The 12,334-nt window shown below is 46.8% G+C and carries 11 protein-coding genes and 1 pseudogene; 9 read left to right on the forward strand and 3 right to left on the reverse strand.

The annotated features are described in order from the left end of the window. Window positions 1–7: 7 nt before the first annotated feature. Both MHI21_RS06840 and MHI21_RS06845 read right to left on the reverse strand, forming a co-directional pair. Window positions 8–1,327, reverse strand: coding sequence for an Nramp family divalent metal transporter (locus MHI21_RS06840; protein ID WP_061829572.1), 1,320 nt, complete (start codon window positions 1,325–1,327; stop codon window positions 8–10). A gap of 229 nt (window positions 1,328–1,556) precedes the next feature. Next, a pseudogene (locus tag MHI21_RS06845) lies at window positions 1,557–1,827 on the reverse strand (manganese catalase family protein); the annotation flags it as partial. 261 nt (window positions 1,828–2,088) lie between these two features. Between MHI21_RS06845 and MHI21_RS06850 the strand changes: the two are divergent. The 3 genes from MHI21_RS06850 to MHI21_RS06860 all read left to right on the forward strand — a co-directional run bounded on the left by MHI21_RS06850 (window position 2,089) and on the right by MHI21_RS06860 (window position 3,514). Then, window positions 2,089–2,508, forward strand: a complete 420-nt coding sequence (locus tag MHI21_RS06850; protein WP_013309264.1) for an organic hydroperoxide resistance protein — start codon at window positions 2,089–2,091, stop codon at window positions 2,506–2,508. A gap of 123 nt (window positions 2,509–2,631) precedes the next feature. After that, window positions 2,632–2,958: a hypothetical protein gene (locus MHI21_RS06855; protein ID WP_025722703.1), complete on the forward strand. Its 327-nt coding sequence runs from the start codon at window positions 2,632–2,634 to the stop codon at window positions 2,956–2,958. Between the two features lie 130 nt (window positions 2,959–3,088). Further along, the gene (locus tag MHI21_RS06860; protein ID WP_342419689.1) at window positions 3,089–3,514 is read left to right on the forward strand and encodes a thiol-disulfide oxidoreductase DCC family protein; all 426 of its coding nucleotides are present in this window, start codon (window positions 3,089–3,091) and stop codon (window positions 3,512–3,514) included. An 8-nt stretch (window positions 3,515–3,522) separates the two neighbouring features. Here the strand turns inward: MHI21_RS06860 and MHI21_RS06865 are convergent, their stop codons facing one another. Next, a complete protein-coding gene (locus MHI21_RS06865) occupies window positions 3,523–4,299 on the reverse strand; it encodes a DUF3153 domain-containing protein (RefSeq protein ID WP_342419690.1) in 777 nt (258 codons plus the stop codon). Between the two features lie 235 nt (window positions 4,300–4,534). Here MHI21_RS06865 and MHI21_RS06870 point away from each other — a divergent pair, with 235 nt between their 5' ends. The 6 genes from MHI21_RS06870 (at window position 4,535) to MHI21_RS06895 (ending at window position 12,333) form a co-directional block, all read left to right on the forward strand. Next, on the forward strand, window positions 4,535–5,506 hold the full coding sequence (locus MHI21_RS06870) for a zinc ABC transporter substrate-binding protein (protein WP_103047580.1): 972 nt from the start codon (window positions 4,535–4,537) through the stop codon (window positions 5,504–5,506). A 14-nt stretch (window positions 5,507–5,520) separates the two neighbouring features. Continuing rightward, complete coding sequence (locus MHI21_RS06875; RefSeq protein ID WP_165176308.1) at window positions 5,521–6,285, forward strand: metal ABC transporter ATP-binding protein; 765 nt, start codon at window positions 5,521–5,523, stop codon at window positions 6,283–6,285. 5 nt (window positions 6,286–6,290) lie between these two features. Beyond that, entirely contained in the window at window positions 6,291–7,220 is a 930-nt protein-coding gene (locus tag MHI21_RS06880; protein WP_341162002.1) for an iron chelate uptake ABC transporter family permease subunit, read from the forward strand. Further along, complete coding sequence (locus MHI21_RS06885; RefSeq protein WP_061829564.1) at window positions 7,217–8,104, forward strand: metal ABC transporter permease; 888 nt, start codon at window positions 7,217–7,219, stop codon at window positions 8,102–8,104. The genes MHI21_RS06880 and MHI21_RS06885 overlap by 4 nt, the downstream gene beginning before the upstream one ends. Before the next feature lie 215 nt (window positions 8,105–8,319). Then, entirely contained in the window at window positions 8,320–10,647 is a 2,328-nt protein-coding gene (locus MHI21_RS06890) for a histidine kinase (RefSeq protein WP_342420186.1), read from the forward strand. A 528-nt stretch (window positions 10,648–11,175) separates the two neighbouring features. After that, complete coding sequence (locus tag MHI21_RS06895) at window positions 11,176–12,333, forward strand: ParA family protein (RefSeq protein WP_342419691.1); 1,158 nt, start codon at window positions 11,176–11,178, stop codon at window positions 12,331–12,333. Window position 12,334 lies beyond the last annotated feature (1 nt).

Here is a 12,334-nt window from a genome sequence, read left to right on the forward strand (position 1 = left end):
CTACCGATTATCCTGAAATCGTTTGAATGATGAGCACTACATTCAAGATGATAATGACAGCGGTCACGATCCAGGTTAATACTTTTTGCCACATTTTATTTGCGAATTCACCCATAATCTTTTTGTCGCTGGTAAAGAGAAGTAATGGAATGATGGCAAAGGGAAGCTGGATGGACAGGATGACCTGGCTCAGCACAAGTAGTTCCTCCGCACCTTTTTCACCTGCGATAGCAGTGACGATAACCGCTGGAATGATCGCGATGAGGCGGGTCACCAGACGACGCAACCAAGGGGAAAGACGAAGATTCAAAAAGCCCTCCATCACGATTTGTCCAGCTAAAGTGCCTGTAACGGTTGAATTTTGACCTGAGGCGAGTAACGCCACCCCAAATAGTATGCTCGCCAGTGTGGTTCCCAGTAGTGGCGAAAGTAGGTAATAGGCATCACTAATTTCGGCTACATCGGTTCTTCCTGCCGTATGGAATACAGCAGCTGCCACGATCAAGATGGCGGCATTAATAAATAAAGCGAACATCAGCGCTATACTGGAATCCCAAGTTGCAAATGTAATAGCTTCCCGTTTACCTGCTGAAGTCTGCTCAAATTTGCGAGTTTGTACAATAGAAGAATGCAGATACAGGTTATGCGGCATAACAGTAGCGCCCATAATACCGATGGCAATATACAGCATGCTTGGATTCGTCAAAATTTGCGAGTCTGGTACAAAGCCGCCCAATACGCCGCCCCATTCCGGTTGTGCCAAAATGAGATTAATCCCAAAACAGCCGGCAATCGTCGCCATCAGCACAATGACAAGTGTTTCCAATGCCCGAAAACCTTTGTTTTGCAGCAGTAAAATAAGCATGACGTCAAATGCGGTAATGATGACTCCGTATAGTAACGGTAGACCAAACAGCAACTTCAGCGCAATGGCTGAACCGATGACCTCGGCCAAATCCATGGCTGCAATGGCAATTTCGCACAAGAGCCATAAGCCGATCGCGACAGGACGACTGTAGGCATCACGGCACATTTGAGCCAAATCTTTACCTGTGGCAATGCCAAGCTTGCCAGATAAGGCTTGTAGCAGGATGGCCATCAAGTTGGAGATTAGAATGACACTAAGCAGCGTGTAGCCGAATTTCGATCCGCCAGCGATGTCTGTGGCCCAGTTGCCGGGGTCCATATAGCCGACTGCGACCATATAGCCGGGTCCAGCAAAGGCAAGAAACTTCCGAAACCAGGTTCCGTCTTTCGGGACGCTCAAGGAACGATTCACTTCCGACAGTGAAGCGATTTCCGCGAAGTTACCCTTTGTATTTTTCATACGCTTCACCTTCTTTATTGATGTTGAAATATATTATTAGTGACATAACGATTGTGTTATCCCTATTGTACACTTACAATAGTTTTTGTCTAGTGCAACTTTTGTGTGGTCAAGCAAGTTAATCGTATTTTTGAAGCAATATGGGCATCGTATAAAGCTGAACACTAGAAAAAACCAAGCTATATCGCTCTGAGGGGAGCAGCTTGGTCGTTTTGGATTTTTTAAATTGTTGTCCATCTTCCGGGTGAACGCTGCTCCATATTTTATCAATTTCCTTGTAGTTATTCGGACTGAAATGATAAATAGTCCGGTGCAATCCTTTTTCTTCGGACTTTACGCGTTTCAGAAAAGGCTTCATTCTCCAAGTTCGGAATCGGAAGCATTTTGGTCATTTCTACGCCTGTAAGCTTTTCCAACGCTTTGGCATAGGCCATCACATGGACTCCACCCCGCACCAACAAGTAGCCTACGATCTCGCGTACGACAGGGTTGTCAGTCATGGAAGTCTGAGCAGATACAATAAAATGATGCGAGTAAGCCTTCAAGACACATGTTGACGGCCCATCAAGCTAGGGGCTTATAACATATAGTGTAAACAAGGTGAGGTGGAACTAAACGGTAAATGTACTGGTTAACAACCTTATTTCAAATGATTCATTTTATGTAGTTCGTTTAAAGTACATACGAGAAGGAAATCATGTATTAACATGACGATAGATTCCTGCGGAAAACATATGATATAGAGAAGGAGAGATGAAATCATGGAAGCATTATACACAGCATCAGCAACGGTACATGGTGGAAGAGACGGTTCAGTCGCTTCATCCGATGGAGTTTTGAAGCATAAGCTCAGCACGCCGAAGGAACTGGGTGGCGCAGGCGGAGAAGCTACGAATCCGGAGCAATTGTTTGCGGCAGGCTATGGTGCCTGCTATGAGAGCGCATTGGCTAATGTGGCCCGGAAGGCTAAGGTGAAGGTAGACAATGTTGAGGTCACCAGCCACGTATCTATCGGCAAGGACCCAAGCGATGGCGGCTTCCAGCTGGCGGTACGTCTGGATGTGAAAATACCCGGTATTGAACGCGCCCAGGCCGAAGATCTGGCACGCCAAGCGCATGATTTTTGTCCGTATTCCAAAGCAACACGCGGTAACATTGATGTCGAGCTTAATGTCATTTGACTGCATTTCTATAACTTTTACACTCTGGCCGCCGATTTATCGGTGGCTTTTGCACATAGATCTTGATTCGCTGAGATTTGCGACCATTTGACATCATCGCCAAAATTCATTAAGATGGCTTAGGTGATTCTGGTCATCAGGTACGAAACAAATTTGAAAAATACGGGTGATATGATGTCTTACAGACCGAATATTGTTAATTTCACGCTGGCTGGCAGCAACGAAAAAGAAGGGCTTTATGAGTTTAAAATGAGTTTGGCCGATGGAACGGAGTGCCGCGTTTTTTCTCAACGTAATCCGGAGTGGACCTTGACGAATATTAGTCGACTGCTAACGACGCCTTGCCCGGTATGCCATAAGGATTTTATCTGCAAGTGTATGGATAAGTTCCATGAGGAGTTTTTAGAGCAAATTAATACGAAACAGCTGTTTGAGAAAGCATTGAGCTAGTTTTTCGAACAGGTAAAGACTATACATTTCTAAACAAGCGTCGGATACTTCGGCGTTTTTTTTGTTTATATTCATATGGTTGCTTTGCTGGTATTCATGCCGTTGATTTCCTTGGAGGTGAAATGCATTTATGAACCAGTCTGATCATGCTCATTCAGATCATTCCATTGTGTTGGTGGATGGGGTATGTCACTTTTGTCAGGGAGCGGCCCGCTTTATTATCAAGCGTGATCCTAAGGGAACATTTCATTTTGGTTCCTTGCAATCCGAGGCAGGACAAGAACTTTTACATGCAGGAGGACTATCTACAGATCAGCTGGATACGTTCGTGCTGATTGAAGACGGTACGTATTATACGAGGTCCACCGCGGCTTTGCGAATTGCCAAACGTCTTCGTTTTCCATATCCGCTGGCCTATGTGTTCATCCTGGTTCCCCGTTTTGTGCGCAACGCAGTCTATAACTGGGTGGCACGTAACCGATATCGTTGGTTTGGCAAGGATGAAGAGGATCAATGTCAGATCCCCCCACCAGAAATCAGACAACGATTTTTTTAGTTGCTTTTTTAAGTTTCTTTTTTGGAGCGATGTCTACGAATCAGTAAGATCACAGCGATCACGATCAGTATCAGGCTCATAACAGCTACATACACGATATGTCGTACATTGGGTACGTTAACAGACAATTTTAGCTCGTTAGATTCCAATGGTGCAATGTCCCAATACAGTGTTTTTCCGTCTTCCGACACACGGTCCGCATTATGGGTAGCAGGTTGGATGGGTAAGGATAGGCTGAAGTTAAGATCCAGCTGCCGTTCCAGTAATTTGCGCGCAAACACATTCATTTGCTCAAATTTGTCACTCAGTCCTTGAGCTTCTTCAGGAAGCATTCGTGGTAGATCGAGCTTCATGGTAAGATCAATATTCGTTGTGAAAAAATGTTGACTCACAGCGCGCTTTATTTCTAATCCCTCAGGTAGATGTAATCCCTGACTGGGATTTTTTTTGTTTGTGCTCCAATCTCCTTGATAATGTCCCTTGATTTGATATCCCTTTCTTCCCTGTTCAGCTAGCGGCTGTACATCTACATTGTTGCTTTGAATACGCTTGACTAATCGATCCAGCAGCCCGGGATTGTCCAACATCATCAGTGTCTGGTTGTTTACACTGAACGTTGCATCCATATCTACACTTTGATCGAGATGAACATCTACATGGATGTCACCTCGAGCACAGGAAGTTAGGACAAGCAGACAGCACACCAGCATGAAAATGAGCAGTATTTTTCGTATCCGAACTTGCCGACAATTGTTCCGATAAGGGCTGTATCCTGTTGGCTCCATGACCTGCACCTCTTTATATGTATTCTTTGGTTTAACGACTGGATATCTTCTATATATTACACATTGGGAGAACGAAAATCGAACGGTATAACGAAATACATAAGAATTATATTTTATAAAATGTTTCCCTAGGTAAAAACTTTAGTGTATACTCTAAAATATAGTGTTGATAAAAAATAATTGAATCAAGGAAATAGTTTGTCTCAAAACGAAATTCAAAGGAGGATTTTAAAACATGAACAAGCAGTTTAAGAAGGCTTTGCCGCGATGGGTAACGACGGTTGGAGTGTTGTCTCTGGCTCTGGTTCTAGCGACTGCATGTACCGATGCTAAGAAGAAGGAGCAGGGAACTGCGAGAGAGGCGGGACAAAAAATAAAGGCTACGGCTACCATCGGTATGATCTCTGACATTGTCGGCAAGGTCGGCGGTAATCATGTGGAGGTCACAGGAATTATGAAGTCAGGCGTTGACCCGCATTTGTACAAGGCTTCTCAGGGAGATATGCGCAAGCTGGATCAGGCCGACGTTATTTTTTATAACGGGTTGCATCTGGAAGGTAAAATGCAGGACATTCTGGAGAAAATCAGCAAGCAAAAACCCGTCATACCCGTGTCCAAAAACATCGCACAGGATCAGTTGCGTGCAGGTAGCCCGGAAATGGGATCTGAGCATGATCCACATATCTGGTTTAACGTACAGAATTGGATGTCTGCGGTAGAAACCGTCAGAGATGAATTATCGGCGCTAGACGCTGTTCATGCGGAGGAATATAAGGCCAACGCAGAAGCCTATCTTACTGAGCTGCGAGAGCTGGATGATTACACGAGAGAGCAGATTGCCAGTATACCGGAAGCCCAGCGCGTGCTTGTCACAGCACATGATGCTTTCGGCTATTTCGGAGATGCCTACCACATTCAAGTGAGAGGACTTCAAGGTATGAGCACAGAATCAGAAGCGGGTTCTCAAGATGTGACCAAGCTGCGAGATTATTTGGTGGAGCATAAAATCAAGGCTATATTCGTAGAATCTAGTGTTCCGAGAAAGGCCATAGATGCGGTTATTCAAGGGGCCGCTCAGCAAGGCCATACAATTAGGGTTGGTGGCGAGCTGTATTCGGATGCCATGGGTGAAGAGGGCACAGAAGATGGAACATATATTGGGATGGTCAAGCATAACGTCAATACGATTGTTAAAGCTCTTAAATAAGGAGGCAAAGATACATGGGGCATTCACCACTTGTCGTTCGTGATTTATCGGTAGCTTATCAAAAAAAGCCCGTTTTGTTCGATGTTTCCTTTGAGGTGCCGGAAGGCAAGCTGATTGGTATTATCGGCCCGAATGGGGCTGGGAAATCTACGTTGATCAAGGCAGCGCTTGGACTGATTCCAAAGCTTAGGGGCGAGGTGCTGGTCTACGGCAAGCCCTATAAGCAACAGCTGCTCAAGGTTGGCTATGTACCGCAGCGGGAGTCGGTGGATTGGGATTTTCCGACGAATGCGCTGGATGTGGTTATGATGGGACGGTATGGCAGATTGGGCTGGTTTAAGCGTCCAGGTGCAGCAGATCGTCAGGCTGCGATGGAGAGTTTGGACAAGGTTGGAATGAGCAAATATGCAGACAGGCAGATTAGTCAATTGTCTGGCGGTCAGCAACAACGTGTTTTTTTAGCCAGAGCACTGGCGCAAGACGCTCAGCTTTATTTTATGGATGAACCGTTTGTCGGTGTGGACGCTGCAACAGAAAAAGCCATTATTTCGCTGCTCAACGATCTGAAACAGCAGGGTAAAACCGTACTTGTCGTTCATCATGATTTATCTACAGTCACGGATTATTTTGATCAGGTTATGCTGTTGAACGGGCATCTTATGGCGTTTGGAGAGACGATAGATATTTTTACTGAGGAAAATCTGCAGCGTACGTATGGTGGGCGTCTGAGTATACTCAAAACAAGCCCGGATTCCGGCACGATACTCGGAGTGAGGTGAGCAGTATGACAAGCTTGGCAACGCTTTTGACCGACCCGAATATGCAGTGGATTTTGCTGGGCTGTATTTTGCTCGGTTTAAGCAGCGGAGTGATTGGCAGTTTTATGTATTTGCGCAAGCAGTCGCTCATGGGAGATGCTTTGGCACATGCGGCTTTGCCGGGGGTATGTGTGGCTTTTATGATCACAGGTACAAAATCCGTGTTTGGATTTATGATTGGGGCCGCCATTGCAGGGATTGTTGCGACCTTTGCCATCAGTGCATTAACCCGGTATTCACGAATTAAAAGCGATTCCGCGATTGCAGCGGTGCTGTCGGTATTTTTTGGCTTCGGCATTATGTTGTTGACCGAAATTCAGCATAGTGGCGCTGGAAACCAAAGCGGATTGGATAAATTTCTATTTGGTCAAGCTGCGGCAATGGTATTGTCTGATGTCTATACGATGGCGGTAATTTCGGTGGTACTCATCGGAATATGTATATTATTTTTCAAGGAATTTAAGTTGCTCAGCTTTGATCCCGGCTTTGCCCGCGGACTTGGTTATCCGGCAGGGTTGCTGGATAAGTTGTTGATGCTATTGATTGTCATTGCGGTGGTTGCTGGCATTCAGGCCGTGGGAGTCATTATGATGGCTGCCCTGCTGATTACCCCGGCCGTGTCGGCAAGATACTGGACAGAGAAGCTGGGGGTCATGGTGTGCCTATCAGGCTTGTTTGGTGCTATAGCAGGCCTTGGTGGGACGCTCATTAGCTCTCTGGGGCAAAATCTGCCTACAGGACCGTTATGCGTTTTGTGTGCGACTGTGGTGTTTGGAGTGAGCTTGATTTTTGCGCCGCAGCGCGGGATGATCTCCAAGGCTATCGTTCGGTTGAACGCCAGAAAAAATCTGGAGCAGACAGTCGGAACACAGCCAAGGGAGGAGCGTGCCCTATGAGTTCATTTTATGTAATTTTGACGGGAATGTTAGTGGCAGGGGGATGTAGTATCGTTGGGTGCTTTCTCGTGCTTCGAAAAATGGCTATGATCGGTGATGCAATCAGTCATGCGGTATTGCCGGGGATTGTCATTGCCTTTCTCATCAGCGGATCGAGGGATTCGGTGTGGATGATGTTTGGTGCAGCTGTGCTGGGTCTTCTAACGGTGTACCTAATTCAGCTATTCCAACAAAGCGGTCTGCAAAGTGATGCTGCCATTGGCGTGGTGTTTACGACATTGTTTGCTATCGGTGTTTTGCTGATCAGTGTGTTTGCTTCCAATGCCCATCTGGATATGGATCACGTTTTGTATGGGGAAATTGCTTATGTGCCATGGAATACGTTCGAGATTGCCGGCTTCGATGTCGGTCCGAGGGCTGTGTGGATTACGGGCGCGATGTTTTTGATCAATTTGCTCGTGATAGGGGGCTTTTTCAAGCAATTTAAAATCACTTCCTTCGACCCCGCCCTGGCAGCTTCATTAGGCATTCCAGTTGTTTTTTTTCATTATCTGCTGATGAGCCTTGTCTCGTTAACGACGGTGGCGTCATTTGAGAGCGTGGGTGCAATTCTGGTGGTTGGCATGCTCGTTGTACCGCCTCTTACCGCTTATTTGCTGACGGAGAAGTTGTCCCGTATGATTGTATACAGCGTCGGATTTGGAGCCATCAGTTCGGTCGTAGGCTTTTACACAGCAAGTGTATTGGATGCTTCTATTGCGGCATGTATGCTATGTGTATCGGGTGTGTTGCTGCTTTTGGCTTTTCTCTTTTCCCCGTCTCACGGTGTGATATGGCAAAAGTTATTTCAACAACGGGGGATCGTTGGCGAAGATAGCAAGTGATTGTAGGAAGTGATCCCATATGAGTTACCCAAAATAGCGTGTATTCAGGCATAAGAGACCTGAATGCACGTTTTTTTGCGCTTATACTGCCCTGCGCGGCTTTTTTTGGAGCAAGCTTGATTGATCATCTTGAATTGATTGGGACACGGGAGTACATTCATTACAACCATATAAGAATGAACGGAATGAGCGGTTACGCTGGGGGAGGAACGAAAGTGGAGAGCTTCAAACGTAAATCACCAGAGGAAATACTGGATTCGATTAACAAACTGCATCGAGGCAGACTCAAAATATACATGGGTGCGGTCAGTGGCTCGGGCAAGACGTATCATATGTTGCAGGAGGGACAATCGTTGCAGCATGAAGGTATTGATGTTGTAATTTGCGCGGTCTCAACCATGCAGCGGCCTGTGACTGTGGAACAGGTCGGCACGCTGGAGCGCGTGCCTAGTATTCATTGGATAAAAGATGGTGAGGAGCAAAAGGATCTGAATGTGGAAGCTTTGGTGGCACGAAATCCCGAGGTGGTACTGGTGGACCATTTGGCACATCATAACCGGAAAGACGCCCCATTTCCAACACGGCTGGAGGATATTCGGTATTTGCTGGAGCAGGGAATTAGCGTCATTACGACGGTCAATGTATATGAACTCGAAGGAATTACGGAGTGGGTATATCAGCTAACAGGCTTTGAAGCGGAATATACGGTTCCAGTTGATACACTGGAACTGGCGGATGAAATTCGTCTGATTGATGCCACCCCGGAGATGATTTTGGAACGGCTGGCGAAAGGCTACATGCATACGTCCAATCCTGAGATGTTTCATCGGGGAAATCTGGGTAAATTGCGTGAGCTAGCCCTGCGATTGGTAGCAGAGGATGTGAACGATTCGCTGGAACGGCACCGAGAGGAGTTAGGCTTGCACGGGGCGTCAGGAGCGGCAGAGCGTATTTTGGTACCTGTTCAATATCATTGGAATGGGTCTATTTATGTACGTAGGGGAGAACAGGTCGCCAAGCGGTTGGGTGGAGATATGCTAGTGGTCTCCTTTGTCAGCTCGAAGCGCAGGCTGTCCAAGGAATCAGCAGCCTTCAAGCGTTCGATTGAGCAGTTGGCTGACAAGATCGGATCGACATTTGAAGAAATTCCGCTTTTTTCTCGCAGAAGGTTGCCTCGTCAACTGATTCATTATGCGGTGACGCACAATGTTACCCGAATTGTTATGGGGCATTCTCGGCAGACTCCGTGGCAGGAGTTGATGAAAGGATCGCTGGTGAACGGGATTTTAAAACGAATGAAAAATATGGATCTGCTGCTGATTGCGGACCGGGCCGAGCAGGAGGGTGAGCGGATCTTGCCAACAATGAGACAGGAGGAGGGAGATAATGATCCGTATCATCGTTTGAGCGTTGAAGAAGCACAGGCTGAGGCAGCCAAAATCCTGCGGGGCAAGCTCAAGGTATATATTGGCGCTGCTCCGGGGGTCGGCAAAACATACACGATGCTGAGAGAGGGAAATGATCTGCTGGAGAGCGGGATCGATGTAGTTATCGGACTGCTGGAAACGCATGGAAGAGCAGAAACACTGGCACAAGTAGGCTCTCTGGAGATGATTCCCCGTCAGTCCATTGAGCGTCATGGCGCACATTTGGAAGAAATGAACACCGAAGCCATTCTCAGGCGTAATCCCGAGGTGGTGCTTATTGATGAGCTTGCACATACCAACGTGCCAGGAAGTGTGAGATCTAAGCGCTATGAGGATGTGCTTACCATTTTGGAACAAGGTATTTCTGTGATATCCACAATGAATGTACAGCATCTGGAGAGCCTGAATGATGCGGTAGAACAGATTACTGGCATACGAGTGAGAGAGACTGTTCCCGACCATATGATGCGTCTGGCCGATGAGGTACAGCTTGTTGATGTGGCTCCTAAATCATTGCAGCAACGTATGCGTGAGGGCAAAATATACGATCATGCGAAGGTGGAACAGGCACTTAGTCACTTTTTTAAACTGGGCAATCTGATTGCGTTACGTGAACTTGCTTTGCGGGAATTGGCAGATGATGTAGATGAGCGGCTGGAATCCTGGGATCGACATGAATCACTTCGGGGACCGTGGCGCAGGGAGGAAGTGATCTTCGTAGGTGTGACGCTAAGCGAAAATGCTGAAAGGTTGATTCGCCGTGGTTTTCGCATCGCCTTTCGTCTGAAGGCTGTGTGGATTGTGACTTATGCTCATGTCGGTGAGCGTATACCTGAGAGACTGAGCCCTCGTCTGGAACAACTAAAGTTGCTGACCCACCGACTGGGGGGGACCTTTGAGATACGGCTTGTTTCCAGCCGACGCGAAATTGCCGAAATTTTGATTGCTCCGGTGGAAGGATATTCAGGTACACAGCTCATCGTGGGGCAGTCTTCCCGAAGTAGCCGTTGGGGTAAGGCTGCGGTTGTGCCGAGGATTCTCCGTCAAGCACGTCATATGGATGTTCTAATTGTGGCGGATTATGATCCGGATATTAAGCTGGAGGTAGATCATTAATTAGCCCAGTAAATTCATAAATAGTCATATGCTGGTTACCGATGGTTCGCTGCTTCCATAGTATATTCTATCTCAAAGAAATGGAGGCGAATTTGAATGTATAAACATCGTAAGCATGATTGTCATTTTCCAAAGCCAAAAAAACGTGTCTTTAAGAAGATCATTAAGGTGACTGTCATTAAGTTTAAACCTAAATTTAAACGTGATCACTGGAAACATGAAGATTTTGATAAGAAATGTCATTGCCGGAAACGTCGCCATCATCGCCATCATGACTGTCATCGTCGTCACCACAAATTCTACTAAGATGAAGATAGTAGGAGGCGGGGCTAGACTGCCCGCCTTCTCCTAGTACGAGGATTTTGGAAGATACTTGCACAAAAAATACTTGCTCTAATATAAGCGCTATGCTATTCTACCAGTAAATAGATTGCACGTGACGGAAGCACCGTTCACCAACCGTATGTACTTACGGACGGATGAACGGTGCTTTTTTGCGTTGTTGTGTTAGGGAAAGGGATGAGCGTTATGGTTCCAGTGAAAGTGGTATTGGCTGTAGAAGGCCGGGATTATATTGAGCCGCTGCTGAATTATGTTCACGGAAGCGAGTACGCCAGAAGGCTGAGAATAACGGCTTTTTCGCAACCGGAGGCATTTCATCAATACATGATGGAAACCAGCGGAATGAAAAGACCGGACGTGGTGGTTGGTGAAGCGGCTTTTTTGAATCTATGGACAGATAGGGAGGCAGCTGATATTCCTTGTTTGGTATTGCATGAGGGAGAACAAATGAGCGAATATGGACAGCCTTTATTAAAATATCAGCCCTTATCTGAGCTGGTCGGTTTTATTTTGGAAACGGCGAGACAGAAGTCGAACGGTCGGAAATGTGTAAACAGCCGGGAAGGTGGACTGATTATCGGCATGGTAGCAGCTTCCGGCGGACTGGGCAAGACAACGGCCGCACTCAATATGTCCAAACAGCTGGGGAGTGAGGGATATTCGGTATTCTATCTGAATCTGGAGACGGTGGATTCAAGCTCGTTGTTCACTGGTTCAGACAGTGCTAGCGGAGCAGAAGGAGAAGGGCTGTCCAGGCTGCTCTATGATCTCAAGGCGGAGGGGAATGAGGGCATTCCATTATCCGTGGCAGCCTATTGTGTTCGCCGCCCTGAAATTCAGGCGGATACTTTTCAGCCTGTCTATAATCGTAAGGAACTGACGGACATGACTTGTGATGAAGCGAAGGAACTGATTCGAACGGTTGCCGAAAGCGGACAGTATGATGTAGTGATCGTAGATGGCGATTCTGAAAAAGGTGACCGGGCTCAAGCTGTGCTTGAAGCTAGCCATAAGCTGATCTGGCTGCTGGCAGACGATTTAATGAGCATGCACAAGTGCGGATTATGGCTGGATGTTTTAGAAACCACGCAGCCTGAAGGGCTTGAAGATATGATATGCAAAACCAGCTTTGTGGTGAACCGCTATATGGGGACTATGATCAACTCGTTACCTCGTGACTTCATGGAGCTGAACGGAGCGTTACCCTATATACCTTCATGGAAGCAGATGCAGCACCGTGAGCTACTGCTTAGTTCACCTATTTATCAGCGGGAAATTCGTCATCTGTGCCACGAGCTGCTGAATGTGGACAGTGTAACACATCCGCCGGCCGTTTGGTCTTAAA

The sequence above is a fragment of the Paenibacillus sp. FSL H8-0168 genome, from assembly GCF_038592955.1.
Classification (GTDB): Bacteria; Bacillota; Bacilli; order Paenibacillales; family Paenibacillaceae; genus Paenibacillus; species Paenibacillus polymyxa_B.

Excerpts from the sequence above, each read along its gene's own strand:
- MHI21_RS06840 (WP_061829572.1), bottom strand. The coding sequence starts at position 1,327 with ATGAAAAATACAAAGGGTAACTTCGCGGAAATCGCTTCACTGTCGGAA.
- MHI21_RS06850 (WP_013309264.1), top strand. The coding sequence starts at position 2,089 with ATGGAAGCATTATACACAGCATCAGCAACGGTACATGGTGGAAGAGAC.
- MHI21_RS06860 (WP_342419689.1), top strand. The coding sequence starts at position 3,089 with ATGAACCAGTCTGATCATGCTCATTCAGATCATTCCATTGTGTTGGTG.
- MHI21_RS06865 (WP_342419690.1), bottom strand. The coding sequence starts at position 4,299 with ATGGAGCCAACAGGATACAGCCCTTATCGGAACAATTGTCGGCAAGTT.
- MHI21_RS06870 (WP_103047580.1), top strand. The coding sequence starts at position 4,535 with ATGAACAAGCAGTTTAAGAAGGCTTTGCCGCGATGGGTAACGACGGTT.
- MHI21_RS06875 (WP_165176308.1), top strand. The coding sequence starts at position 5,521 with ATGGGGCATTCACCACTTGTCGTTCGTGATTTATCGGTAGCTTATCAA.
- MHI21_RS06880 (WP_341162002.1), top strand. The coding sequence starts at position 6,291 with ATGACAAGCTTGGCAACGCTTTTGACCGACCCGAATATGCAGTGGATT.
- MHI21_RS06885 (WP_061829564.1), top strand. The coding sequence starts at position 7,217 with ATGAGTTCATTTTATGTAATTTTGACGGGAATGTTAGTGGCAGGGGGA.
- MHI21_RS06895 (WP_342419691.1), top strand. The coding sequence starts at position 11,176 with ATGGTTCCAGTGAAAGTGGTATTGGCTGTAGAAGGCCGGGATTATATT.